Raw genomic sequence first — 21,528 nt, forward strand, 5'->3', positions numbered from 1 at the left:
AGATACGATCTTTCCTTATGGAAGAGGATTGAAGACAACCCATCAATGCCCATCAAAGTGACAATCCTGGGATCAGGCCCTGGCGGATACATCGGCGCTATCCGGGCGGCGCAGCTTGGGGCCCAGGTTACCCTGATAGAGAACAACAACCTGGGAGGCACCTGCCTGAACCGGGGCTGCATCCCGACCAAGACCCTTAAGGCCACGGCCGAAGCCCTGGAAACGACTCACCGTCTCCATGAATTCGGGGTAGTGCTCGAAGGAGAGGTTCGGCCGGACATCCAGGCCATTATGAACCGCAAGCAGAAGGTCGTGGATACGCTGGTCACCGGCATCCGCAAGATTATTGACAGCTACAGGATCAGGTTTATTGAAGGCACCGGCTATGTTATGGATCCGGGACGCGTCCGGGTCCAAACTAAGGAGGGCCGGTCCATCGAGATCACCGGGGATAAACTCATCCTGGCCACCGGCTCTAATCCTTTGAACTACCCGGATTTTCCTGTTGACGGGCAGAAGATTATTTCCTCAAACGAGGCCTTGCTGCTTGACGACATTCCGGAGGAAATGGTGATCATTGGCGGAGGAGTGGTCGGGGCCGAGTTCGGTTTCATCTTCAATGCTCTGGGCACTAGGGTCACCATTGTCGAGGCCCTTGACAGAGTGGTGGGGCTGCCGTCGGTGGACCCGGATAGCAGCAGAATCCTGGCGCGGGAGATGAAAAAAAAGAAAATCAAGCTCTTTCTAAACAAGACGGTGATAGGGTCTGAGGATGCGCCAGGGCATAAGGTCAGGCTCACCTTAGGGCCTTCCCCTTTTCTTAAGGAAGTAAAAGAAAAAGACAAAAAAGAGATTGTTCTTGAGGCCGACAGGGTCCTCGTCTCCATTGGCCGGGAATTGAACACCAAAAATATGGGCCTGGAGGAACTGGGCCTGGAGCTGCACCCCCGGGACTGGATCGTGGCCAATGAAAAAATGGAGACCAACATCCCGGACGTATATGCAGTCGGGGATATCCTGGGCCCGGAAAAGATCATGCTCGCGCACGTCGCCTCAGCCGAGGCCTTGACAGCGGTGGAAAACTGCATGGGCGCACAAAAGGTCATGAATTACGACGCGGTTCCGACCGGTATCTTTACTTCCCCGGAAATGGCTGACGTCGGTCTGACCGAAATCCAGGCTCAAGAACGCGGCCTGAACTTTCGCTCCGATTCTTTTCTTTTCCGCGGCCTGGGCAGACCTCAGGCCATGGGCGAAATCACCGGTCAGGTCAAGATTATCTCTGAAGCCAAGACCGGGAAGATCCTGGGTGTCCACATCATCGGCCCCCATGCCACGGACCTCATCGCTGAAGCTACCCTGGCCATGAAGCTTGGGGCCACAACAGAAGACCTGGCCTCAACCATTCACGTCCACCCCAGCCTGTCTGAGGCTGTCATGGAGGCGGCCCATGCCGCCCTCGACGCCCCCCTCCATGCACCCGCCCGGAAGCAAAAGACCTAAAGCTCTCGTTAAAATTACGTTCCGATTGAAAAGGCCAGGGATTGCTTTGTCACTTCACTCCTTCGCTTCCCCCTTAATAAGGCTCAATCGGAATGTTCTTTTGCCAGCCGCTCTAAGACACGAAGAATGAATAGACGATAAATAGACAGGAAGATAGCATCGTGCGAGCTGTATGATTATGGGAGGTCTTCTTTGGGGCGGGTATAGATGACCTTGACCTGGCCGGGGTTTTCAGCCAGGCAGGCTGTGCATTCCGGATTATCAGGGTTGCAGTCCACCGGTTCGATCAGGACTTCAAAGCCAAGCTCCTCGTACTCAGCTTTGGCCTCGCTTAACCGCGGCTCGGCAGCGGAGAACTTGCGCCTCCAGTCCCGGGCCTGTAATTCTTTATCTTTTGGGCTTTTCAGTTCCACTTTCCTTGGCTCCCTCATAAGGGCCTTGCCTTTTTCTCCATTAAATCTCATTATATACTACCTTTTAATTTGAAACAAACCATCCTTATCTCTCGCGGGATATAGTCAAAAAGAGGGAGGCATTTTCATCAAGAGGACTGAAGGACTGAAGAGGCAAGCTCAAGCCTTGTAGGTCAGGGTGGCCCGCGAAGCGGGTCTCTCTGACAATAATAACCAGATTTTGTGTCAGAGAGCTTCGCACCCTGACACTACAACTCAAGATCATTGACAGTGACTGAAAAAAACAGTAAATACAATTTGATAAACTAAGTGAAATTCCAAGGGCGAGGAAGGTGCATGGAAAAAAGAGATGAAGAACTCATCGCCAGCCTGCTCGATAAGGAGCCGGAGCTGAAAAAGCTGCTGGCTCAACACCAGGAACTGGGTGATCGAGTGGACGAACTTAGTAAGCGGCCTTATTTGACCACGGAAGAAGGTTTGGAAAAAAAGAGGCTGCAAAAATTGAAACTGGCTGGCCGAGATCGAATCGAAGCCATCCTGGCCCGCTACCGAAAGAGTTGAGTAAAAATGGAATCGAGTGGCGCAGAGATCCTCCTTGAGTCTTTGATGCGGGAGGGTGTGGAAGTTATTTTCGGCTATCCCGGTGGAGTCATAACCGACATTTATGACAAGCTGCCCAGCACCAAAATCCGGCATGTCCTGGTCCGGCATGAGCAGGCGGCGGTTCATGCGGCGGACAGTTACGCTCGAGCCTCGGGCAAGGTGGGTGTGGTCCTGGTCACCTCCGGCCCGGGCGCGACCAACACTGTCACTGGCATTGCCAGCGCCTATATGGATTCTGTCCCCCTGGTAGTCCTTACCGGCCAGGTGCCGACCGGTGTTATAGGCAACGACGCCTTTCAGGAAGTGGATATCGTCGGCATCACCCGGTCCTGCACCAAGCACAACTACCTGGTCAAAGAGACTGAGAAGCTGGCCGCCATTATCAAGGAGGCCTTTCACCTCGCCTCTTTTGGCCGGCCCGGCCCGATTCTGGTGGACCTGCCCAAGGATGTCATTGCCAGGAAGGCAGAGTTTCGGTATCCTCGTAAGGTGAAGATGCGGAGCTATAAACCCACTTACGAGGCCCACCCTAAACAAATCCGCAAGGCCTTTGAACTGATGCTTCAAGCCAAGAAGCCGGTTATTCTCGCTGGCGGCGGCGTCATCAGCTCCGGGGCGCACCGGGAGTTAAAAACGCTGGCCGAAAAGATGCGGTTTCCGGTGACCACGACCCTGATGGGCCTGGGAGGGTTCCCGGGGACCCACGAGTTGTGGCTGGGAATGCTGGGCATGCACGGGACATATCAGGCCAATATGGCTGTGGCGGCCTGCGACTTGCTCATTGCCATCGGGGCGCGGTTTGACGATCGAGTCACGGGCAAGCTTGACGAGTTCTGCCCTGACGCCAAGCTGATCCACATTGATATTGATCCCACGAGCATCAAAAAAAATGTTGACATCCATGTTCCCATCGTGGGCGACTGCCGCAACGCTCTGGTCAAGTTGCTGAATCTGACCGCCAAAGAGTTCAAGGATCGGGTCAGGGGAGGCGCCAGCGATCACCGGGCCTGGCTCCGGCAGATCAAGGCCTGGCGCGAGACTTATTCCCTTAAATATGACCAGGCCAAAGACGGCCCGATAAAGCCTCAGTACGTGGTTGAAGAAATCTACCGCCTGACCAAAGGAAACGCCATTATCACCACCGAGGTGGGCCAGAACCAGATGTGGGCCGCGCAGTACTACCACTTCACCAAGCCTAGAACCTTTATCACCTCAGGCGGACTGGGCTGCATGGGATTCGGTCTGCCTGCCGCCCTGGGAGCTCAGATTGCCCATCCAAAGAAGCTGGTCATTGATATCGCGGGGGATGGCAGCATCCAGATGAATATCCAGGAGCTGGCCACCGCGGTGGAGAACAAGCTTCCGGTGAAGGTGGCCATCCTCAATAATCAGTACCTGGGCATGGTGCGCCAGTTTCAGGAAATTTTTTACAACAAACGCTACTTTGCCACCTCACTCACCGGCGCGCCGGATTTTGTGAAGCTGTCTGAGGCCTATGGCGCGGTAGGGTTGAGAGCCGAGAAACCGAGCGAAGTGACCCCGGTCCTTGAGGAGGCCCTCAGGATCAAGCGTCCGGTGCTTATTGACTTCCGCGTGGAACAGGAGGAATGTGTTTACCCCATGGTTCCGGCCGGCGCTCCTATAACAAATATGCTTTTAGCTTAAAGATGATGCAAAACGAGAGACGAACCATTTCAGTTCTGGTTGACAACGAGCCCGGAGTCCTTTCCCGGGTGACCGGTCTATTTTCCGGACGGGGCTTTAACATCGAAAGCCTGTCCGTGGGAGAGACTCTGGACCCGACGATTTCCCGAATCACCCTCGTGACGACCGGGTCTCCACCCATCATTGAACAGATCATCAAGCAGCTGCGCAAGCTGATCAACGTCATTAAGGTTGTTGACCTGACCGAGACCGAGTTTGTCGAGCGTGAAATGCTGCTCATCAAGGTGCGGGCCGAAGCCGCATCCAGGGCCGAGGTCCTTCGTATCGTGGACATCTTCCGCTGCAAGGTCGTTGATGCCTCACCGCACTTTTATACGGTTGAAGTCACCGGTTCGGAGAGCAAGATTCAGGCCGTTCTCGATCTGTTTACCCCGCTGGGCATCGAGGAAATCGTGAAGACAGGGAAGATCGCCATCGCCCGAAGCAAGAAGTAACGTTCACCTAATAAACGCAAGGAGTTTGACATGGAAATTTACTACGAGAAGGATGCTGACCTGAAGGTCTTAGAGAAAAAGAAAATATGCATCATCGGCTTTGGGAGCCAGGGCCATGCTCAGGCCCTGAACCTGCGTGACAGCGGGGTGGATGTTATCGTGGCCGAGCTTCCGGGTACGGAGAACTATGAACTGGCCAAAAGTTTTGGCTTTGAACCGGTCTCAGCCGGTGAGGCCTCGGAGCAGGGGGATATCATCCAGATCCTGGCCCCGGACGACGCGCAGGCCGCCATATATGAAAATGACATCAAAGAAAACCTGGCCGAAGGAAAAACGCTGCTCTTCTCACACGGGTTCAACATCCACTACCATCAAATCGTCCCGCCCCTGTTCGTGGATGTCGTCATGATCGCGCCCAAGGGTCCCGGACATCTCCTCAGGTCGGAATACGAACAAGGAGCCGGGGTTCCCGCCCTGGTGGCCATCCATCAGGACGCCTCAGGCAAAGCCCTTGAGACCGCTCTGGCTTATGCCAAAGGCATCGGCGCCACGCGGGCCGGGACCATCGTCACGACTTTCAAAGAGGAAACCGAGACCGACCTTTTCGGCGAGCAGACCGTGCTGTGCGGCGGCGTGAGCGAGCTGGTCAAGGCCGGTTTCGACACCCTGGTTGAGGCCGGCTATCAGCCGGAAATCGCCTACTTCGAATGCCTGCACGAACTAAAACTCATCGTTGATCTCTTTTATCAAGGCGGCATCAGCTACATGCGTTACTCCGTCAGCAACACGGCCGAATACGGCGACTACACCCGTGGCAAAAGAATCATCACTCAAGAAACCCGCCGCGAGATGAAAAAAATTCTGAATGAGGTCCAGTCCGGTGAGTTCGCCCGGGAGTGGATCATGGAGAACAAATGCGGCCAGCCGGTCTTCAAGACCGCCCGGCGGCGGGAGGCGGAGCATCCTATCAATACCGTCGGGGAAAAGCTGCGGAAGATGATGTCCTGGCTGGACGCAAAATAAAACAAGCCGGAAGCGGACAAATACAGACAAGGGGAATTTCTTTATCAGAAATTCCCCTTAAAAAAACCGATAATACAGGATAGGGCAGGCCTAGCGGTCGCAGAGGCTGGCATTTTTTTGATGTTAAGAGATTTTTAACTGTTTTTCCAGCCGGGATATCTCCGCCTCCAGCCGCTGCCGCCCCTCCTCGCTCAAGTCTTCCTCTGCCAGACGACGCCGCAGGGCTAATAGAATCTGGGTATCCCGGTATACCGAACAGCTCTCAGTCATGCTTTCCTTTGCTAAAGGTATAAATATAAAAAGACCCGGCAAATCATCCGAGTCTTTTTTATACTCATTTTTAAGGGGCGTCAATAGGAACAGGTCGTGCCGCAGGAAGAACAGCCGTCGCCGAGCAAGGGTTTCCCCGGGATGACTGAAAACCCGGCGCGGATACCCTGGTCAATAAAATCAATGCTGACCTTTTCAATCATGTTAAGCAGCTCTTTATCTATCATGTAAGTGACCCCGTTATATTCCTTTGTCTCGTCCGTGTCTTTCGGCTCATCCAGAGCTAATGCCAGAGACGGACCGCCTCACCCGCCCTGGTCAAGAAAGACGCGAATGGGCGAGCTGGTTTTATTCGCCTCCAGGTGTTCTCTGACCTTCTCATTTGCCTTTGTGCTTACCTCGATCATGATCTCTCCTTATTCCCCTAAGCTATCAGGTTTCATTTTGATAGTTAATATAAGACCCCGGAAGACCGGCGTCAAGGGCAGGCTAATTTTTATTGGGACCTGAACGATTGGACTGGGGCCGTAAGGAGTGTTTAGCTGGCGCCGGCCTCTTCCAGAGGGAAGGAGTTTATACCAGAATTATTTTCTCAAGCAGATTGTCTTAATATCTGGTGAGCCTTCTGATCAAGGTGGTCGAAAAAATCATGGTTCATAGGCTCCAGCCTGCGGTAGGAGCAGTCTAGAGCGTTTTCCGGTTTGAAGAGCTGTAACCGCCAATCCGGAACCCCGCTCAACTCTTTAGCCAGGGTCAGGATGTCGCTTTCCGTATGAAGCCCGGGCACAACCGTCGTTCTGAGGATATAAGGAAGGCCTGACGATTTGAGGAGGGCCAGGCTATCCTTGACCTTGTTTAGAAATCCTGGTCGGCCCGCGGCTCGGGCATAGGCAAGCTCGTTCAGAGGGGCCTTGACGTCCATGGCCACATGATCGAGCAGGCCCCGGTCCAAAAGGTCGGCCAGAACCTCGGGCCGGCTGCCGTTGGTATCCAGCTTGACTTTAAACCCCGCGGCCCTGATGTCCTGAATGAAGTCTGGCAGGCCGGGGCTTATGGTCGGCTCCCCGCCCGAAATGACCACTCCGTCAATCCAATTATGGAATACCTTGAGCCGGGCTTTTATTACATCCCAATCTAAAGTGGGGTACTCGTCCGGGTTGAGGACCAGGCCGTAATTGTGGCAGAAGGGACAGCGAAAGTTGCAGCCTGCCAGAAAAATAACCGAAGACACCTGACCCGGCCAGTCCAGAAAGGAGGACTCCAGGAATCCTTTGATTTTTATGCTAAATTGACTAGCCACAGATCAACCTCTTCTTAAGATTGCTCATTCATGGCGGCAATGTGCCGTTCCAGAAAACGGCGCACAGGCAGCTCGTACTTGACATGCGTACTGTCGTCCAGGACCAGAATAGGCAGCGCCCCCTTTTCCACTAATTCCACCAGTTCATACCAGGCCAGATTAGCCAGCACTTCAGGGTCGTCCGCTTTGATGACCTCGATGTTGATGCCCAGCTTGTTCAGGTCAAAGGCGCGCTTGATGTTCTCGCACTTCCCGCAATTCTCTTTTGTGAACAGAGTCACCGTCCTCCTCCTCTCAGATGACGCTCAACTTTACCCGGTAGCAGACTCGGTCGCCCGGGCGGGCTGCGGTTTACCAAACACCGCCTGGTTTCGGTAACGATCTCTGAGTTCCCCTAACTTGCCTTTATTCCAGGATGAGAGCTTGGTAAAGTAACCGGTAATCCGGGTAATGCCTTCCAGGTCGGTTGATCCGCAGTAAGGACATTCATCAAGCAGTCCCCGCGCCGTGCGATAGCAGCTCCGGCAGCTTGTAAACTCCGGCGAAAAGGCCACCTGATCGTTCTTGGTCCAGCGAAAGGTCTTGGTAACGAAGTTGGCCAGGGACTCAGGAGAAGGTTGCGCTTCGCCCAGAAAGATGTGCGTGATGGCGCCAGCTTCAATGAGGGGATGAAAGAGGCCTTCCAGCTTGATCCGCTCGATAGGATTCATCTCGGCCCCGATGTTGAACAAGGTTGAGTTCGTGTAGTAGACCTCGTTTTTTTCAAGATCGCCTTTGATGACCTCCCTGGTCTGTTCGGGAAAACGTTCCAGGTCCAGCTTGGCGAAACGGTAGGCCGTACTTTCGGCCGGGGTCTGTTCCAGCACAAAGTGCACCCCGTATTTCTCACGATACTTGTCCGCCAGGATCTTCATGTTGGCAATGACGTTCAGCCCGAACCGAATGGCCTCATCCGACTCGTGGAGCTGGGTGCCGATGTGGTACTGGATCATCTCGTTGAGGCCGATCATACCAATGAGATAGCTGGCTCGATGCATCCTGAGGTATTGTTCGCCGTCATGGTTCATACACAGCAGAGAAAGGGGACTTTTTTCTCCCGCCGCCAGAAGCTTCTCGATAAAGGCCTTCTTCTGCAGGTGCGCCTTCACGGCTAGCTCTATCTGCTCGCGGAGAAGGGCCATCAGCTTGGTATCGTCCCGGTCGGCCCGAAAGGCCAAGCGAGGCAGGTTGATGGTCACATTCTGTATGGCGGAATAACGCATGCGCCAGGGGATCTTGGCGTCTTCAAGGTCGCTCTGCTCTAGTTTGAAGGACAACCGGCAGCATTCGGAGATCTTAGCAGTGTTGCCTCGATCAAAGACAAAGTATGTATTGCCTTTTTCCGAGGCGACCTGGCAGATCAAGTTCAGAAATTCCTCATGACCCGGGGTCTTGAAAAATTTCTCCGTAATATGAACCAAAGGCTTGGGGAAAAAGAACGGGCGTCCCGCCCCATCCCCTTCAAGATAGGTCTCAAAGAGGGCCCAAATAAATCGCTGCGCCTCCTTTTCAAAATCGCCATAGGTCAAATACTGTTTTTCTTCCCTGGTAGCCGGGTCTTCGTTCTCAACATATTCTCCCCCCGGGCCGATGGCCGGGACATCAACGAAATGATCCGGGACCTCCCAGTAGAGGTTGATGTCAGAAAAGATGGCCTGGCCGCCGCGGGCCACAGCCTGCTGAGAAAATTCGAAGATGAGCATCTGGGCCAGCTGCTTCACCTGGCGGTCATTGAGTTCAAGCAGATAGGGGGCGAAAAAGAGATTGACCGCGTCCCACCCGATGGCCCCGGCAAAATTAGACTGCAAGGCCGCGGCAAACTTGACCATATGAGCCAAAAGAACCTCGGCATGCCGGGCTGGCTTGGCCAGGGAAAGGGCGTTGGGCAGGGATAGACCAAATTTCTTAATATACTCCAGTGATTGACCTGAACAGTATGGCCGGTCAATGAAGCCAAGGTCGTGCAAGTGAATATCACCAGCCAGGTGAGCGTCACTCACCTCCCGGTCAAAGACATTGAGGAAGGCGAACTCCTTCTTGATGTTTTCGGCCAGGGTCAGGTTGGTCGCCTCCGGACCGTGAGGCATGTTGGCGTTTTCCTTGTTCTGCTGCATGATAAGCTGTTTGACGTCATGGATAGGCATCCCCAGCCGGGTGTGCATGCGTCGTTCATCCTCCAGTCCCAGTTCAATCAACTTGGCGTTGACCAGTTCCCTTATCAGAGGCGCAGAAACAAATTTGATCTTGACCTTGCGGATGATCTCCTCCACCTCGCGGCCCACCAGATCGGCCGTGTCGTGGTCAATCATGGTCTCCTTGAGAAGGGCGTCCACGATGCGCTGACGATTCCACCCCTTAAAATCATCATCAGAGGATCTTACAAACACAGCGATGTCTGTTGCATCCTCAAACTGAACTCCGACCGGACCGTAATCCGTTTCTTGGAGACTGGCCATTTAAAAAACCTCAACCTCCGGAAGGGAATTCCCCCTCCTTTTTATTTGCTTATATTGTGTTTCTATTAGCAAGAAATACTATATATAGTGTTAAATGGCCTGTCAAGCACTTTTTTTAATCTTTTTATTCCTATTATTTCCATGGACAGCCGCGGTCTCTTCTAGTGAGTTGAGCCTTATTTGACGGCAATATCCAAACCCACTCTGAAGATGCTTAAAGCAGTGGTTCAAGATTATACAGCGACCTTGCTTATTGATTTTATTAATTTTTATCACCTGCCAGGCTGGGACAGATATTATTAAAAGGGGGATGGAGGGGGATTTTCTTCTTGGACGCTCGGATAATTTAACGGGCAGGAAGAAGCAGACGCGCTAAGAATCCTGAAATATTTCGTAATATGTCAGGACCCGCTTCACAAAGACCCGGGTTTCCCGAAAGGGAGGCACACCGCCGTATCTTTTCACCTTGCGCGGGCCACTGTTGTACGCCGCTAGAGCCAGGGTTTCATTCCCATCGAACATAACTAGCAGTTTTTTCAAGTATTTCACCCCGGCCTGGATGTTGTAATGAGGATCGAACAGGTTCCTGATACTGGGCGCTTTGGCGGTGGCAGGCATGACCTGCATCAGGCCGATGGCGCCCTTGCGCGAGATGGCCTGAGGGTCGAAGCGCGATTCAGCCTTTATGACGGCCTTGATCAGGGCCGGGGAAACCCCGTGACGCTGGGCGACCTTTTCGATGTACCGGTCGTACGTGGCCGGGTCCATTTCCCTGGACTTCTGCTGCTCAAGCTTTTGAGCTACAATGTTGACCACAACCGGCGCAGACGGGCCGGGCCTCAAGACCCTGCGTGATTCGGCCACTGCCTTTGAGGTGCTTGCAAGGCTTGAATCAGCGGACCTGAAGATATGTCTCGCTTCCAGCGACACGACCGCCAGCGCGAACACCACTGCCAACAGGGCCAGGAGGATCAATCGTTTCAGGTTCATGACACCACTCTTTTCCCAGAAGCCAGATACTCTCGGCCTCTTTTACAAGCCTATCCAACTCTTTTATCGGGTCAATACGAAGAAAGTATGATTTTTTAGCGCATTTCAGGGAAAAAACTCATACTTTCTTCCTAGTGTAAGGTCTTTAAAGGTATATAGAGCCAGTATTCGTTTTGAAGTAATTAATAAAAAAATTAACAGGTTATGATGGATATATGTACGCTCCTTCCTGTTCATGATTGATACAAGATTTCCTTAGATAAAATCTGCATCTGGATTCCTGCTTGCGCAGGAATGACGGCCAGTTGCGAAGGACAAGGAATACAAAAGATTGAAATTAATGAATTGGAGAAGCTAGATTAAAAACGTCAGGGAACCTCGCTTCGCGAGCCACCCTGACCTACAAGGCTGCTTCCATCACTTCATAAAGAAATTGTGGGGCAGGCTTTCCAGCCAGCCAGCCAGCCATAAAATCCTTCTTTCGATTAACCTCCTGTCGCTGCGCGACCCACCGAAGAAAAGTTAAAAAATCCCCCTCAATCCCCCTTGTAGAAAAGGGGGGGGCAGCCAGGCCTTGCAGGTTTTCCTGACGATATTAATTTGGTTATTTTTTATCGTCCTTCAATCCGGCCATCATGGCCTTTAAGGCGTCCTGGCTGTCTTGCGTGGATCGGATCACGCCCATGTGAGAGGAAATCATATCCAGGGCCGTCCTCAGGTCCACCCGGCTGCTCTGGTAGGTGGCGCGCTTGATCAGCTGGATAACCTTGGTGGGGCCGTCTGCCAGCCGCCTGGCAAACCGGTAGGTTTCTTCCATCAACCGGTCGTCCGGAAAGACCCTGTTGATCATACCGATGCGTTCCGCTTCGTGGGCCTCAATAAAGTCCCCGGTCCACAGAAGTTCAAGGGCCTTGGCAATGCCCACCAGCCGGGGCAGGTAATAGGCTCCCCCGTCACCGGGCACGAGACCGACCTTGACGTATCCTTCGGAGAAACGCGCCGACGCGGCGGCAAAGCGCAGATCGCACATCAAGGCCATATCCAGTCCCGCGCCCACAGCCACGCCGTTTAAGGCGGCGATAACCGGTTTATCAATGTCTTCCAGGGTTAAGGGGATGCGGTGAATCCGGTCCCATAAAACACTTTTCCGTTCAAACGGCGTCGGCTCTTTTGCCTGTTCTCCTGGCCGCGATTGAAAATACACCCCGCTGCAAAAGGCGTCTCCCGCGCCCGTGACTATGATGACCTTGACCTCAGGATCGTCGCGCCAAACCTGTAGCCCTTGCGCCCATTGGTCTATCATCTCGTAAGTAAGGGCGTTCTTTCTTTCCGGGCAGTTCAGGGTTATGGTGGCGATCTGATCTTCCTTGTTGAACAAAATGTCCTCGCGTGCCATGGCTTTATTCTCCCTGTTAAAATTCAGTTCAAGTTTTTGCCTTTGTCGAAGACTGATTCCCGGATGCTCACCGTGCTGAGAGGCGCCCTTCAGTCCTTACTTCCAGAACATATGGCTTATCGAGGCTCAGCGCTTCCTTGACCGCCGGTTTTACATCCTCCGGCCGGGTGACGCTCTTTCCTTCAATCCCCATGCCGCGGGCGATTTCCACGAAATCCAGGGGCGGGTCGGTCAGGTCCATGAAGGGGTAGTTAGGGCGCGGCTCCTGGCGCCTGGCCTGCCGGTACCGGTTCAGATTGTACTTCAAGATACGATAGGTCTGATTGTTCAGGATGATATAGAGCACCGGAATATGGTGATGCGCCGCGGTCCAGAAGCTCTGCACCGTATACATGGCTGAGCCGTCGCCGATGAGGGCCACCACCGGCCGCTCGGGACAGGCCAGCTTGACCCCGAGCGCTCCAGGCAGTCCCTGGCCGATGCCGCCGCCATGATTGCCAAAATAACTTCCAGGCTTCTCAGGCAGGAGGGTGCGCATCAGGTCGGCTGAAGCGGTGATGGTCTCGTTATAGATCACCGCGTCGCCTGGCAGGCAGTCACGCAGCTCGGCCATGAAACGCGGCGGGGAGATCGGCATGTTGCCCCATTTATCCCGGGCGCGCTTCTCCTGGCGCTTAAGCTCCTGCTGCTTTTGAGCCGTCATGGCGGCGCGGCGTTCGGCGGCGCTTTTCCTGGCCGGTTCATCCATGCTCGATGTCACCGCTGCCAGGAGTTCCTGCAGACCCGGTTTGGGATCGGCCAGCAGGCCCACAGCCGCCGGGATGTTCTTTCCGATTTCCCAGGACGAATTGTCCAGCTGTATCAGGACACAGCCTTGAGGCAGGGGAGAATCTTTGGCGTAGAATGACTCATCAAAGAGATTGGCGCCCACGGCCAGGACCAGGTCAGCCTCACCGAGCGCCGTGCGGATGGTCCTGTATTCGGCCTGCAGCTCCCCGCGAAACTGGGGATGTGAGGCCGGAAAGTTCAGGGCCCCGGTGAACATGGTGCTCCAGACCTGAGCCCCTAAAAGCTCGGCCAGCTGAACCAGTTCCGTTTGGGCTTGAGACCATGTCACTCCCTCGCCGCAAATAATTACCGGGGTGCTGGCCTTGGCGAGCAGCGCCGCGGCCGCGGCGACGCCTTGTTGATCGGGTCGAATGCGGCGAAAAGGAACGGTGGGGCGAGGCGGAGGGAAATCCGCTTCTTCCTCGATGACGTTGTCTGGCAGGGCGACCAGGACCGGCCCGCGCGGCGCGTCCTGCGCCGTCTTGAAGGCCCGCGGAAAAATAATCGGAATCTCTTCGGCATGCTGTAATTGAACGGCCCACTTGGTCAGGGGTCTGGCCATACCGATCAGGTCGTGCGCCAGGATGGGTTCACGGACCAGCATGCGGCTGTCCTGCTGCCCGACCGTGACCACCAGCGGCATTTTGCCTACCGAAGCGTTATACAGAGCGCCGATAGCGTTACCCAGTCCTGGCGCCACGTGCAGGTTCACGACGCCGGTCTTGCCCGAGGCGCTGGCGTACATGTGCGCCATGCCCAGGGCGACCCCCTCGTGCAGGGAGAGGATGTACTTTATCTGCGGATAGTCCGCCAGAATATCAAGAAAACCCAGCTCGGTCGTGCCAGGATTACCAAAAACATATTGAACGCCTTCTGCCAAAAAAATTTCCATAATGGCCTGGCGTGCGGTCATGATGGCCATGGTTTCTTCTCCCTTTTCCTCAGATATCAATAAATCGTGAAATAAATCCTTGCACCGCTTCATTAAACCGCTCGGGCGCATCAATGTTGACTGCATGGCCGCCGTCAAAAACCAGCGCCTCAAGCTTTGGCATGGTTTGCTGGACAAACTCCAGCAGCGAGGCAAACTGCTTGTCGAAACGGCCGACAACCAGCAGGGTCGGGACCCGGTTTTGATGAATCACCCGGCGTACCGAGCAGGCGGTGACGGTATAGAGCATCGTATAAGCAAGTCCGTGGACGTCAATCAATTTCACGTCTTCAACCAGGGCCTGCTTGATCTCGGGCTTGAGACGACGGCTCCGCGCCGGATGCAGCGGAAAATTATCAATTACTTTACGACCCTCCTTGATAAGACGCTCTGCCACCGGTTTCATGGCTTCTGCCGGGATGTTGTCAGAAAGGGCCGACCGCGAGTTTGTGAAAATCTGAGCCGTGACGCGTTCAGGATGAGAGAGGGCGTAGCGGAGGGTCAGCGACGCGCCGAGCGACTGGCCGCACACGAACCAGCGTTCCGCCTCCAGTTGACAGCGAAGCCGCTCGAACTGGCGCACGTAACTGTCAGGGCTGTAACATTCAGGATCGTCGGGCGCGGGCGAACGCCCATGTCCGAACAGCTCGATGATGACCGGCCGGCTGAAGGCCTTGAGCGCTTCCAGGTTGAGCTTCCACTGGGCGCGGCTGGAGAGGATACCGTGAACCAAGAGGATAAAAGGCCCATGGCTGCCGTGTACTTCGTAATAGAGCGCCTGATTTGACATAATCGAACCTCACAGCATGGTGTGGCAACATGGTTTTTTGCCACTTTCCCGGGAAGCTGACAGGATGCAGCTGCGACCACCACCCCCATTTTAAAAAGGCCTGAAATAAAAAACCTTCAAAACCTCTGCAACCTCAGAAACAGGAAGGGTCGGCCAGCAAGAGGCGAGGTCATGAGAGCCCGCTTTTCCTGATGCCAGTATAGGGAAAACGGAAAGGTGAGTCAAAAAGAAATCACCCCTTGTATGGGCTCATGAGGCGGTTCGCTTTTTTTCCATTCCGGTCAGCAGAGTCAGGATCAGGGTCGCTAAAGAACACACGGCGCCCAATGTAAAAGCCAGGACGTATGATCCGGTCAGATCACGCATGAATCCGTAAAGAACCGCCCCGCTGCCTCCAACGACGCCTCCGATAAAAAAGAGCAGGCCGTAAAGCGCGCCCAGGGCGGCGCGCCCGAAGATGTCCCCCACGTATACGGTCCATAAAGACATACCCAGGCCATAGAAGAATCCGGCCGATATGTTAAAAATAATCACGCCAGCCAGCGACGGAACCGCCTGGGTGATGACAGCCCCGTAGATCATGGAAGCTCCGTAAAGGATGAAACTGGCGGTGAAAACAGGTTTCCGGCCCACGCGGTCGGACAGGGCGCCGCCGAGAAAGGCCCCGATGACCGCGGCCATGGCCGAGGCGAAGATGCTGAACTGGATCTTGCCCATGCCCGCCTCGACCGGGATGCCCAGGGCGTGTATGATATCCACGCCCCAGATCGCCATGTGGGTCAGCGCGCCCATGAGCGGGATGCTGATGATGGCGTGCCCGGCCACCAGGCACCAGTAGGAACGGGTCCTGAAGGCCTCCCGCACCGTCCAGTCCTCCCATTCAAGAACGGACGCTACTGGCGCAGCCGGCCCTGCGGCGGGGTCGTTCGACGGCTTCTGAACGCCGTCTGGCAGCAGGCCCATGGATTCAGGGTCCTTTCTTATGACCAGGAAGGAAATGAGCATGATCCCGGCTCCGAGGACAAGACCCAGGTAAAACCAGCTACCGCGCCAGCCCAAGACCTTGATCAGCCACGGGGCCACCAGGGCGATGGCCCCCAGTCCCATGCCTCCGCCCACAGATGAAATTGACACGGCCAGACCGGCCCGCCGGGAAAACCACTTCCTCACCGTCGAGGCGGCCGGAACCCCGTGGGCCAATCCGCCTCCCACGGCTAAAATGATCCCGAAGTAGATATAAAACTCCTTGACATTCGACATCCGGGAGGTGAGCACCAGCCCGACGAGAGTTAAAAACCCGCCGAGAGTCATGACGAGTCTGGGCCCATATCTGTCCACAACCGGGCCTGCAATCAAGGCCGTAATTGACGAGACCCACCAGCTGACTGTAAAACCAAAGGCCAGCCTGGCCCTGGTCCATTCCAAATCCTCAAGCAAAGTCGGGAAAAACAGGGTGAAGGAAAACCTGGATGAGCTGGACAGCACACCGAGAACGCTGCAGGCGATGACGATCCACCATCCGTAAAACAAGCGCGGGCCTCGATGTATTTTCACGCTGGCTATTCCCTTTTAACGGTATCTGGAAAAAACCCGACCAATCGCTTCTTTCAGGACCGGCCTGCAGGTTCAAGTTAATATGTAATGAAAAAATGATCAGTTCAGTTCAGTAATTTTACCAAAGTCCTGGCCATAAAAAAAAGGATTTTATGCCCGCGCCATTATCACATGGCCCTCCGGACGGCCAGGCCCTGATATCCTCTAAATTTGGGAAAGTCCTGAACCTGAAAAGGATTGACTTTCAAGAGGTATTTTGCAAGCATAAGAGCGGGTCAACTTGAACTTCATCAAGCGCAGACAATCCTAACGAAAAGGAGGAATTAGTTATGGCCAAAATGCCCAAGAAGGCTGTGGTGATCGGCATGGATGCCGCATCCCCAACGTTTATATCGCAGTATGTCGAGGAAGGCGTTCTTCCCAATTTCAAGAAACTGATTGACGGCGGAGTCATGGCGGAGCACTGCCTGGTTCCCTTCCCCACGGTGACCCCGCCGAACTGGACCACCATCGTTACCGGGAGCTGGGCGGGTACCCACTGCATCACCGATTTTCACGTTCACAATCCCGGCGATCCGCTGCACAAAATTCATCAGGGCTTTGACGCCAATGAATGCAAGGCGGAATTTATCTGGGAGAGAGCGGCCAAGGCCGGCAAAAAAAGCATCGTCTTCAACTATCCCTCTTCCTGGCCTCCGCGCGTCAAGGAGGGGGTCATCATGCTCGGGGGCGGAGGGCTTACCCCCGGGGAATGGCGCCGGCCATTTCGAGGCCTGAACTCTGGAATCAATTTCTCCGGTGAACATCTCTTTACCACCGAGATCTTACCCGGCGCGGTGCGGGTTAAGTTCGAGGAGGCTGAGGACTGGGAGAATGTCCCGGAGTCTCAGGGCGAAGAGGACCTGGAAGCGGTGGCGGGGCTGAATTTTCAGCAGGCCATGGAAGAGCCAGCCCCGACCTCCTGGTATGTCCTGGCGCAGGATACTCAGGGCGACGGTTATGACAAGGTCACGGTCTCCCCGAGCCGGGACTATAGCGAAGCCTTTTTTACTATTGGCGTGGGCGAGTGGAGCCAGAAGATCACCACGACCCTGAAGCTTAAAAACGGTGAAGAAAAGGTGGTTCATTTCAGGGCCAAGCTCCTGGAGCTTTCCGATGACGCTGAGGATTTCAGGCTCTACTTCACTTCCCTGGGCCAGGAAAGCGGCTGGTCCTTTCCGGAAGAGGTCTGCACTGAAATCAAGTCCAAGGAAGGGGTCATGGCCAATAACGGCGGATACGTGGCCTACACCCTGGAATGGATTGACCTCGACACTTATATGGAGGTCACGAACTGGCAGAATATCTTCTACGCCGACGCCGTGGAGTATCTGCTGAAAAACAAGGAGTGGGACCTTTTCTTCATGCACGCCCATGCCCCGGACTGGTTCTACCACGCCGCCATTACAGACATGGAGCCTCTTGTCACCAAGGACGAGGAGAAGGTCAAAAAAACGAGGAAGGCGGACCGGAGCCTGTACCAGAGCCTGGACCGGATGCTGGGGAGGATCATGGAGGCGGCCGGAAAGGACGCCCTGATCATAATCGTTTCAGACCACGGCGCCACAGCTAACGGCCCGACCGTCAACCCGAACGAGATCATGGAAAAGGCGGGCTTGCTGGTATTCGAGGAGGTCGAGAAGGCTAAAGGAGGAGATGCTAGCGATATCATGAGCGCTAAAATCGTCCCGCGATTTCCCAATAGACCAAATCACAAGAAATCAAAGGTCATCCCCCAGAGGGAGATTCACGTCTATATCAACCTCAAAGGCAGAGACCCGGACGGGATCGTGGAACCCGAGGACTACGGAAACGTCCAGCGGCAGATCATTGACGCCCTGCTGACCTGGAAGGACCCGCAGACTGGCACAAGGCCCATCGCCATGGCCCTCTCCAAGCAGGACGCCCGTATCCTGGGCCTGTATGGCGATTATGTCGGCGATGTCATCTATGCGCTTTACCCTGAATTCGGAGGCCAGCACGGCCAGCAGCTCCCGGCGTCATCGTACGGTATCGGCGACCAGCGCTCGGTCATGATCCTGAATGGGCCGGGTCTGAAAAAGGGGTACAAGATGCAAAGGACCATGTGGTTGACCGACATCGTGCCCACGCTCAGCTACGCCCTTGACCTGCCCGTGGCTGACACCGTGGAAGGCGCTGTCGTGTACCAGATCTTTGAAGACCCGAATTTTAAACTCAAGTAAACCTTGAGGCTCAAAAAGGGGCTGGAGCACCTGAAAACGGCTTCATCTAGTTCCCGGGTTTGGAGGCTGTGCTCGGGAACTAGATGATAAAAGACTGCTGCGCGGGGTCTGGCCGGAGCGCAAGCAAAGGGCTCGCAATGGCATGCCTTAAACGCTATTAGAAATTGTCATGGCGTGGAACTAAGCGATGAAGCCAACCTCTTTCTAACCTCTAGAGGGGGTGCGAGATGGATGAATCTGTGAAGATAGATATAAGAGAGGGTATTGCCAGGATAAGCCTGAATCGGCCAAAGGCTTTTAATGCATTCAACTTAGAGATGATCCAATCTCTGTCAGAAAGGCTTATTGAGCTTGCCAGGGATTAAATCGTAGCTGGCGTGGTTATTTCCGGAGAAGGCAAGGCCTTCTGTGCCGGAGGAGATTTAAAATGGGTCTCCCGATCTGGAAAGACGTACGGCCAGGCCCTTCATGAACTTGCGGCCAGGTTCCATCAGGCTGTTCTTGAAATACGCCGGATGCCAAAGCCGGTGGCGGCGGCCATTCATGGTGTTGCCGCGGGAGGGGGTTTTTCATTAGCCCTGGCCTGCGATTTCAGGGTGATAGAAGCATCGGCTCTTTTGAGGCAGGCCTATACTTCCAATGGATTGAGCATTGATGGCGGTGGGACATTCACCTTACCTAGATTAGTGGGGATGGCTAGGGCCTTAGAAATTGCGGCCTTTGACACCCCTATTTCGGCTGAACAGGCCCTATCCTGGGGGCTCGTAACAGAAGTGGTAGAGGACGGCCAGGCCCTGGCTAGGGCCATGAACTTGGTTGAAGAAATAACAAAAGGGGCTTTGTTCTCTTTTGCGGCTTCAAAAAAATTGATAAATGAATCCTTTAATACATCATTTGAGACCCAGTTGGAAAAGGAACGGGAGGCCTTATCATTATGCGCCGAACATCCCCATGGGCGTGAAGGGATAGCTGCTTTTACGGAAAAAAGGAAGCCGGTGTTTACAGGTAAATAAAGAGTGATTTGCCTTTAATCTTTATATCGTCTTTAAATCATTACTTCTGGATTCCACCATTCTTCTTGTGACCTTTTCAAGGAAAAAATTCTGCTTGACTTCTGAGGCGTTTTACTTTTTCATCACTTCTAGTTACCCGTTAAATTTTTATTAATCTTTTAAGAACAAAGGAGGATAGGCCATGCCTCTATTCATGATGTTCGGGAAATACTCTTCCGAGGCCCTCAAAGGCGTCAGCTCCGAACGGACTGATAAAGCCGAGGAGCTGATCGGCAAGCACGGCGGAAAGGTCGTTTCTATGTATGCCGCGCTTGGAGAATACGACCTTGTCTTTACCATAGATTTCCCAGATGCCGAAAAGGCGCTGACCGCCTCGGTGGCATTGAACAAATTAACGGGAGTCTCCTTTACGACCTCGCCTGTGGTGGAAATCAAAGAATTTGATAAGCTGGTGAGTGAGGTCTGAGATATCTGAGCCGCGTGGCAGGATTCCCGGCCCGTTTTAAAACGGGTTTCATCAAGGCTCATGGCCGCGCCGGGGTGAGGACCTTTCTTGAAAAGAAAGCAGTCCCTGCGCTAAAAAGCAGTCTGTGAAGCGGTGTGTCCATTTGCGGGCCTTATACTAAGTTGCATTTAAATATATATAAAACTCATGTTCCTGTCATTGTGAGCGCCCGGCCTTCCGGCAGAAGCCGCAGGGTTATTTTGCAAAGAAACTGTTTTCAAGCTTTGGAAGAGGGTGGGGATAAACCCCACCCCTAGTCTAAAACTCCAAATCGGTATTGTAGGGGCGGGGTTTATCCCCGCCCGTATTTTTGCGATGTTTGATCGCAACTTGGCCTTAAGTTCAAGTCAGCTTATGAACCCAGAAAGAATTCGAGCATGGCCCTGTTGACCTGATCCGGCTGTTCCCATATGGAGAAATGGCCGGAATCGTTGATGACAACGAAGCTCTCAAAACCCGGCACCGCCTCTTCCAGGCCGGGACGAACGTAATCCAGAGGCTGGCGGGGGTCGTGGTCTGGGTAAATGAACCGCACCGGAAAAGTCATCTTCCCCCACCTTTCCATGGTGTTCACGCCTTCTGCCCCTACACTGTCCCGGAAGTAGCGGGGGAGAGCCTCGGCCACGCCCGGATACCCGGCTTCCTCAATGGCCCGGGCCAGTTCTTCTTCGGATATGGCATTAACCCCCTTCAGGCATGAACTCTGGTAAACCCCATGAATAAACTGCTCGGCGTTTTTCATGAGCCTGATGACCTGTTCCGGGTTTTCGCGAAACTGGCGGTGATGCGGGGCCATTTTGGGATCGTAGCGAAGCGTCGGCGTGGACATGTGACAGTATCCCACGATTCGCTCGGCGTCACTGACAGCCAGGAAGGAGGCGATGAGACCTCCCCAGTCGTGTCCGGCCAGCCGGTATCTATCCAGGCCCATAGCGTCCAGCAGAGCCGTAAGCTCACGGATGACGCCTGGCATGGAGTAATCGCCGTCGCGCTTGACCGACTGCCCGTAACCTTTGAGGTCCGGGGCTATGACGCGAAAATGCTCGGCCAGGGCCGGAATCTGGTAGCGCCAGGAATACCAGCTTTCAGGCAGGCCGTGCAGCAGGACCACCGGCTCGCCCCGGCCCATTTCCACGTAGTGCCAGTTCAACCCGGTCGCCTCGATGAAATGATGTTTGAGTTCCTCTTCGTTAACCATTCTGGCCATCTTCAATCTCCTTATAAGATTAAGTAAGCGGGTGGAATTTAACTAAAGCGTCCTATAAAGATACACCAGGGTGAATGGAGGTTGGAAATGGCAGGCTAGAAAGCCTGCCCCACAAACATAATTGAAAAGTTAACATTTAGTTAAACCAATCCCCATGTAGGTCAGGGTGCGAATCTCCCTGACAAAAAATTTTAAAAAGGGAATGACAGCCATCATCCTACAATATCCTGTCCAAAAATGTCAGGGCGCCTCACTTCGCGAACCACCATGACCTACAAAGTTTAAAAATCCCCCTTTAGAAAAAG

19 protein-coding genes and 1 pseudogene are annotated in these 21,528 nt (G+C 54.1%); 8 read left to right on the top strand and 12 right to left on the bottom strand.

The genetic code is table 11. The features are described 5' to 3' along the window. The first annotated feature begins 45 nt into the window (after window positions 1-45). Complete coding sequence (gene lpdA, locus JRI95_00795; protein MBW2060079.1) at window positions 46-1,503, top strand: dihydrolipoyl dehydrogenase; 1,458 nt, start codon at window positions 46-48, stop codon at window positions 1,501-1,503. Window positions 1,504-1,679: 176 nt separating this feature from the next. On the opposite strand, the gene JRI95_00800 is transcribed toward lpdA, so the two are convergent. Next, window positions 1,680-1,916 (bottom strand): hypothetical protein, encoded by a 237-nt coding sequence (locus tag JRI95_00800; protein MBW2060080.1) that lies wholly within the window; start codon window positions 1,914-1,916, stop codon window positions 1,680-1,682. Window positions 1,917-2,252: 336 nt separating this feature from the next. Here JRI95_00800 and JRI95_00805 point away from each other — a divergent pair, with 336 nt between their 5' ends. From JRI95_00805 to ilvC, 4 genes are read left to right on the top strand one after another with little or no spacing between them, the layout of a single operon-like run. Further along, a complete protein-coding gene (locus tag JRI95_00805) occupies window positions 2,253-2,477 on the top strand; it encodes a DUF465 domain-containing protein (GenBank protein ID MBW2060081.1) in 225 nt (74 codons plus the stop codon). Between the two features lie 6 nt (window positions 2,478-2,483). Beyond that, a complete protein-coding gene (gene ilvB, locus JRI95_00810) occupies window positions 2,484-4,184 on the top strand; it encodes a biosynthetic-type acetolactate synthase large subunit (GenBank protein ID MBW2060082.1) in 1,701 nt (566 codons plus the stop codon). Between the two features lie 2 nt (window positions 4,185-4,186). Beyond that, a complete protein-coding gene (ilvN, locus tag JRI95_00815; GenBank protein MBW2060083.1) occupies window positions 4,187-4,678 on the top strand; it encodes an acetolactate synthase small subunit in 492 nt (163 codons plus the stop codon). A gap of 30 nt (window positions 4,679-4,708) precedes the next feature. Beyond that, window positions 4,709-5,701: a ketol-acid reductoisomerase gene (gene ilvC / locus JRI95_00820; protein MBW2060084.1), complete on the top strand. Its 993-nt coding sequence runs from the start codon at window positions 4,709-4,711 to the stop codon at window positions 5,699-5,701. A gap of 123 nt (window positions 5,702-5,824) precedes the next feature. On the opposite strand, the gene JRI95_00825 is transcribed toward ilvC, so the two are convergent. From JRI95_00825 to JRI95_00870, 10 genes are all read right to left on the bottom strand, one after another. After that, window positions 5,825-5,971: a hypothetical protein gene (locus JRI95_00825; GenBank protein ID MBW2060085.1), complete on the bottom strand. Its 147-nt coding sequence runs from the start codon at window positions 5,969-5,971 to the stop codon at window positions 5,825-5,827. Window positions 5,972-6,051: 80 nt separating this feature from the next. Beyond that, the gene (locus JRI95_00830; GenBank protein MBW2060086.1) at window positions 6,052-6,198 is read right to left on the bottom strand and encodes a hypothetical protein; all 147 of its coding nucleotides are present in this window, start codon (window positions 6,196-6,198) and stop codon (window positions 6,052-6,054) included. Window positions 6,199-6,563: 365 nt separating this feature from the next. Next, on the bottom strand, window positions 6,564-7,271 hold the full coding sequence (locus tag JRI95_00835) for an anaerobic ribonucleoside-triphosphate reductase activating protein (GenBank protein ID MBW2060087.1): 708 nt from the start codon (window positions 7,269-7,271) through the stop codon (window positions 6,564-6,566). Window positions 7,272-7,285: 14 nt separating this feature from the next. Beyond that, complete coding sequence (locus JRI95_00840; GenBank protein ID MBW2060088.1) at window positions 7,286-7,552, bottom strand: hypothetical protein; 267 nt, start codon at window positions 7,550-7,552, stop codon at window positions 7,286-7,288. Window positions 7,553-7,582: 30 nt separating this feature from the next. Continuing rightward, window positions 7,583-9,766: an anaerobic ribonucleoside-triphosphate reductase gene (nrdD, locus tag JRI95_00845; protein MBW2060089.1), complete on the bottom strand. Its 2,184-nt coding sequence runs from the start codon at window positions 9,764-9,766 to the stop codon at window positions 7,583-7,585. Window positions 9,767-10,138: 372 nt separating this feature from the next. Continuing rightward, a complete protein-coding gene (locus tag JRI95_00850; protein MBW2060090.1) occupies window positions 10,139-10,756 on the bottom strand; it encodes a lytic transglycosylase domain-containing protein in 618 nt (205 codons plus the stop codon). Between the two features lie 604 nt (window positions 10,757-11,360). After that, complete coding sequence (locus JRI95_00855) at window positions 11,361-12,152, bottom strand: enoyl-CoA hydratase/isomerase family protein (GenBank protein MBW2060091.1); 792 nt, start codon at window positions 12,150-12,152, stop codon at window positions 11,361-11,363. Between the two features lie 67 nt (window positions 12,153-12,219). Further along, a complete protein-coding gene (locus tag JRI95_00860) occupies window positions 12,220-13,902 on the bottom strand; it encodes a thiamine pyrophosphate-binding protein (GenBank protein ID MBW2060092.1) in 1,683 nt (560 codons plus the stop codon). 19 nt (window positions 13,903-13,921) lie between these two features. After that, window positions 13,922-14,701 carry an alpha/beta fold hydrolase gene (locus JRI95_00865; protein ID MBW2060093.1) on the bottom strand — a complete coding sequence of 260 codons (780 nt, stop codon included), beginning with the start codon at window positions 14,699-14,701 and terminating at the stop codon, window positions 13,922-13,924. A gap of 249 nt (window positions 14,702-14,950) precedes the next feature. Beyond that, on the bottom strand, window positions 14,951-16,255 hold the full coding sequence (locus JRI95_00870) for an MFS transporter (GenBank protein ID MBW2060094.1): 1,305 nt from the start codon (window positions 16,253-16,255) through the stop codon (window positions 14,951-14,953). Window positions 16,256-16,584: 329 nt separating this feature from the next. On the opposite strand from JRI95_00870, the gene JRI95_00875 reads away from it, so the two are divergent. The 3 genes and pseudogenes from JRI95_00875 (at window position 16,585) to JRI95_00885 (ending at window position 19,977) form a co-directional block, all read left to right on the top strand. Beyond that, window positions 16,585-18,498, top strand: a complete 1,914-nt coding sequence (locus JRI95_00875) for an alkaline phosphatase family protein (GenBank protein ID MBW2060095.1) — start codon at window positions 16,585-16,587, stop codon at window positions 18,496-18,498. Window positions 18,499-18,725: 227 nt separating this feature from the next. Continuing rightward, window positions 18,726-19,511, top strand: a pseudogene (locus JRI95_00880) (enoyl-CoA hydratase/isomerase family protein). A gap of 181 nt (window positions 19,512-19,692) precedes the next feature. After that, on the top strand, window positions 19,693-19,977 hold the full coding sequence (locus tag JRI95_00885; protein MBW2060096.1) for a GYD domain-containing protein: 285 nt from the start codon (window positions 19,693-19,695) through the stop codon (window positions 19,975-19,977). Between the two features lie 391 nt (window positions 19,978-20,368). On the opposite strand, the gene JRI95_00890 is transcribed toward JRI95_00885, so the two are convergent. Then, a complete protein-coding gene (locus JRI95_00890) occupies window positions 20,369-21,223 on the bottom strand; it encodes an alpha/beta hydrolase (GenBank protein MBW2060097.1) in 855 nt (284 codons plus the stop codon). Window positions 21,224-21,528 lie beyond the last annotated feature (305 nt).

It is taken from the genome of Deltaproteobacteria bacterium, assembly GCA_019308995.1.
Lineage (GTDB): Bacteria > Desulfobacterota > Desulfarculia > Adiutricales > JAFDHD01 > JAFDHD01.

Bases quoted from the DNA above. Each gene is read 5' to 3' on its own strand.
- lpdA (MBW2060079.1), top strand. From the start codon at position 46: ATGCCCATCAAAGTGACAATCCTGGGATCAGGCCCTGGCGGATACATC.
- JRI95_00805 (MBW2060081.1), top strand. From the start codon at position 2,253: ATGGAAAAAAGAGATGAAGAACTCATCGCCAGCCTGCTCGATAAGGAG.
- ilvB (MBW2060082.1), top strand. From the start codon at position 2,484: ATGGAATCGAGTGGCGCAGAGATCCTCCTTGAGTCTTTGATGCGGGAG.
- ilvN (MBW2060083.1), top strand. From the start codon at position 4,187: ATGATGCAAAACGAGAGACGAACCATTTCAGTTCTGGTTGACAACGAG.
- ilvC (MBW2060084.1), top strand. From the start codon at position 4,709: ATGGAAATTTACTACGAGAAGGATGCTGACCTGAAGGTCTTAGAGAAA.
- JRI95_00825 (MBW2060085.1), bottom strand. From the start codon at position 5,971: ATGACTGAGAGCTGTTCGGTATACCGGGATACCCAGATTCTATTAGCC.
- JRI95_00830 (MBW2060086.1), bottom strand. From the start codon at position 6,198: ATGATAGATAAAGAGCTGCTTAACATGATTGAAAAGGTCAGCATTGAT.
- nrdD (MBW2060089.1), bottom strand. From the start codon at position 9,766: ATGGCCAGTCTCCAAGAAACGGATTACGGTCCGGTCGGAGTTCAGTTT.
- JRI95_00850 (MBW2060090.1), bottom strand. From the start codon at position 10,756: ATGAACCTGAAACGATTGATCCTCCTGGCCCTGTTGGCAGTGGTGTTC.
- JRI95_00855 (MBW2060091.1), bottom strand. From the start codon at position 12,152: ATGGCACGCGAGGACATTTTGTTCAACAAGGAAGATCAGATCGCCACC.
- JRI95_00860 (MBW2060092.1), bottom strand. From the start codon at position 13,902: ATGGCCATCATGACCGCACGCCAGGCCATTATGGAAATTTTTTTGGCA.
- JRI95_00865 (MBW2060093.1), bottom strand. From the start codon at position 14,701: ATGTCAAATCAGGCGCTCTATTACGAAGTACACGGCAGCCATGGGCCT.
- JRI95_00875 (MBW2060095.1), top strand. From the start codon at position 16,585: ATGGCCAAAATGCCCAAGAAGGCTGTGGTGATCGGCATGGATGCCGCA.
- JRI95_00885 (MBW2060096.1), top strand. From the start codon at position 19,693: ATGCCTCTATTCATGATGTTCGGGAAATACTCTTCCGAGGCCCTCAAA.
- JRI95_00890 (MBW2060097.1), bottom strand. From the start codon at position 21,223: ATGGCCAGAATGGTTAACGAAGAGGAACTCAAACATCATTTCATCGAG.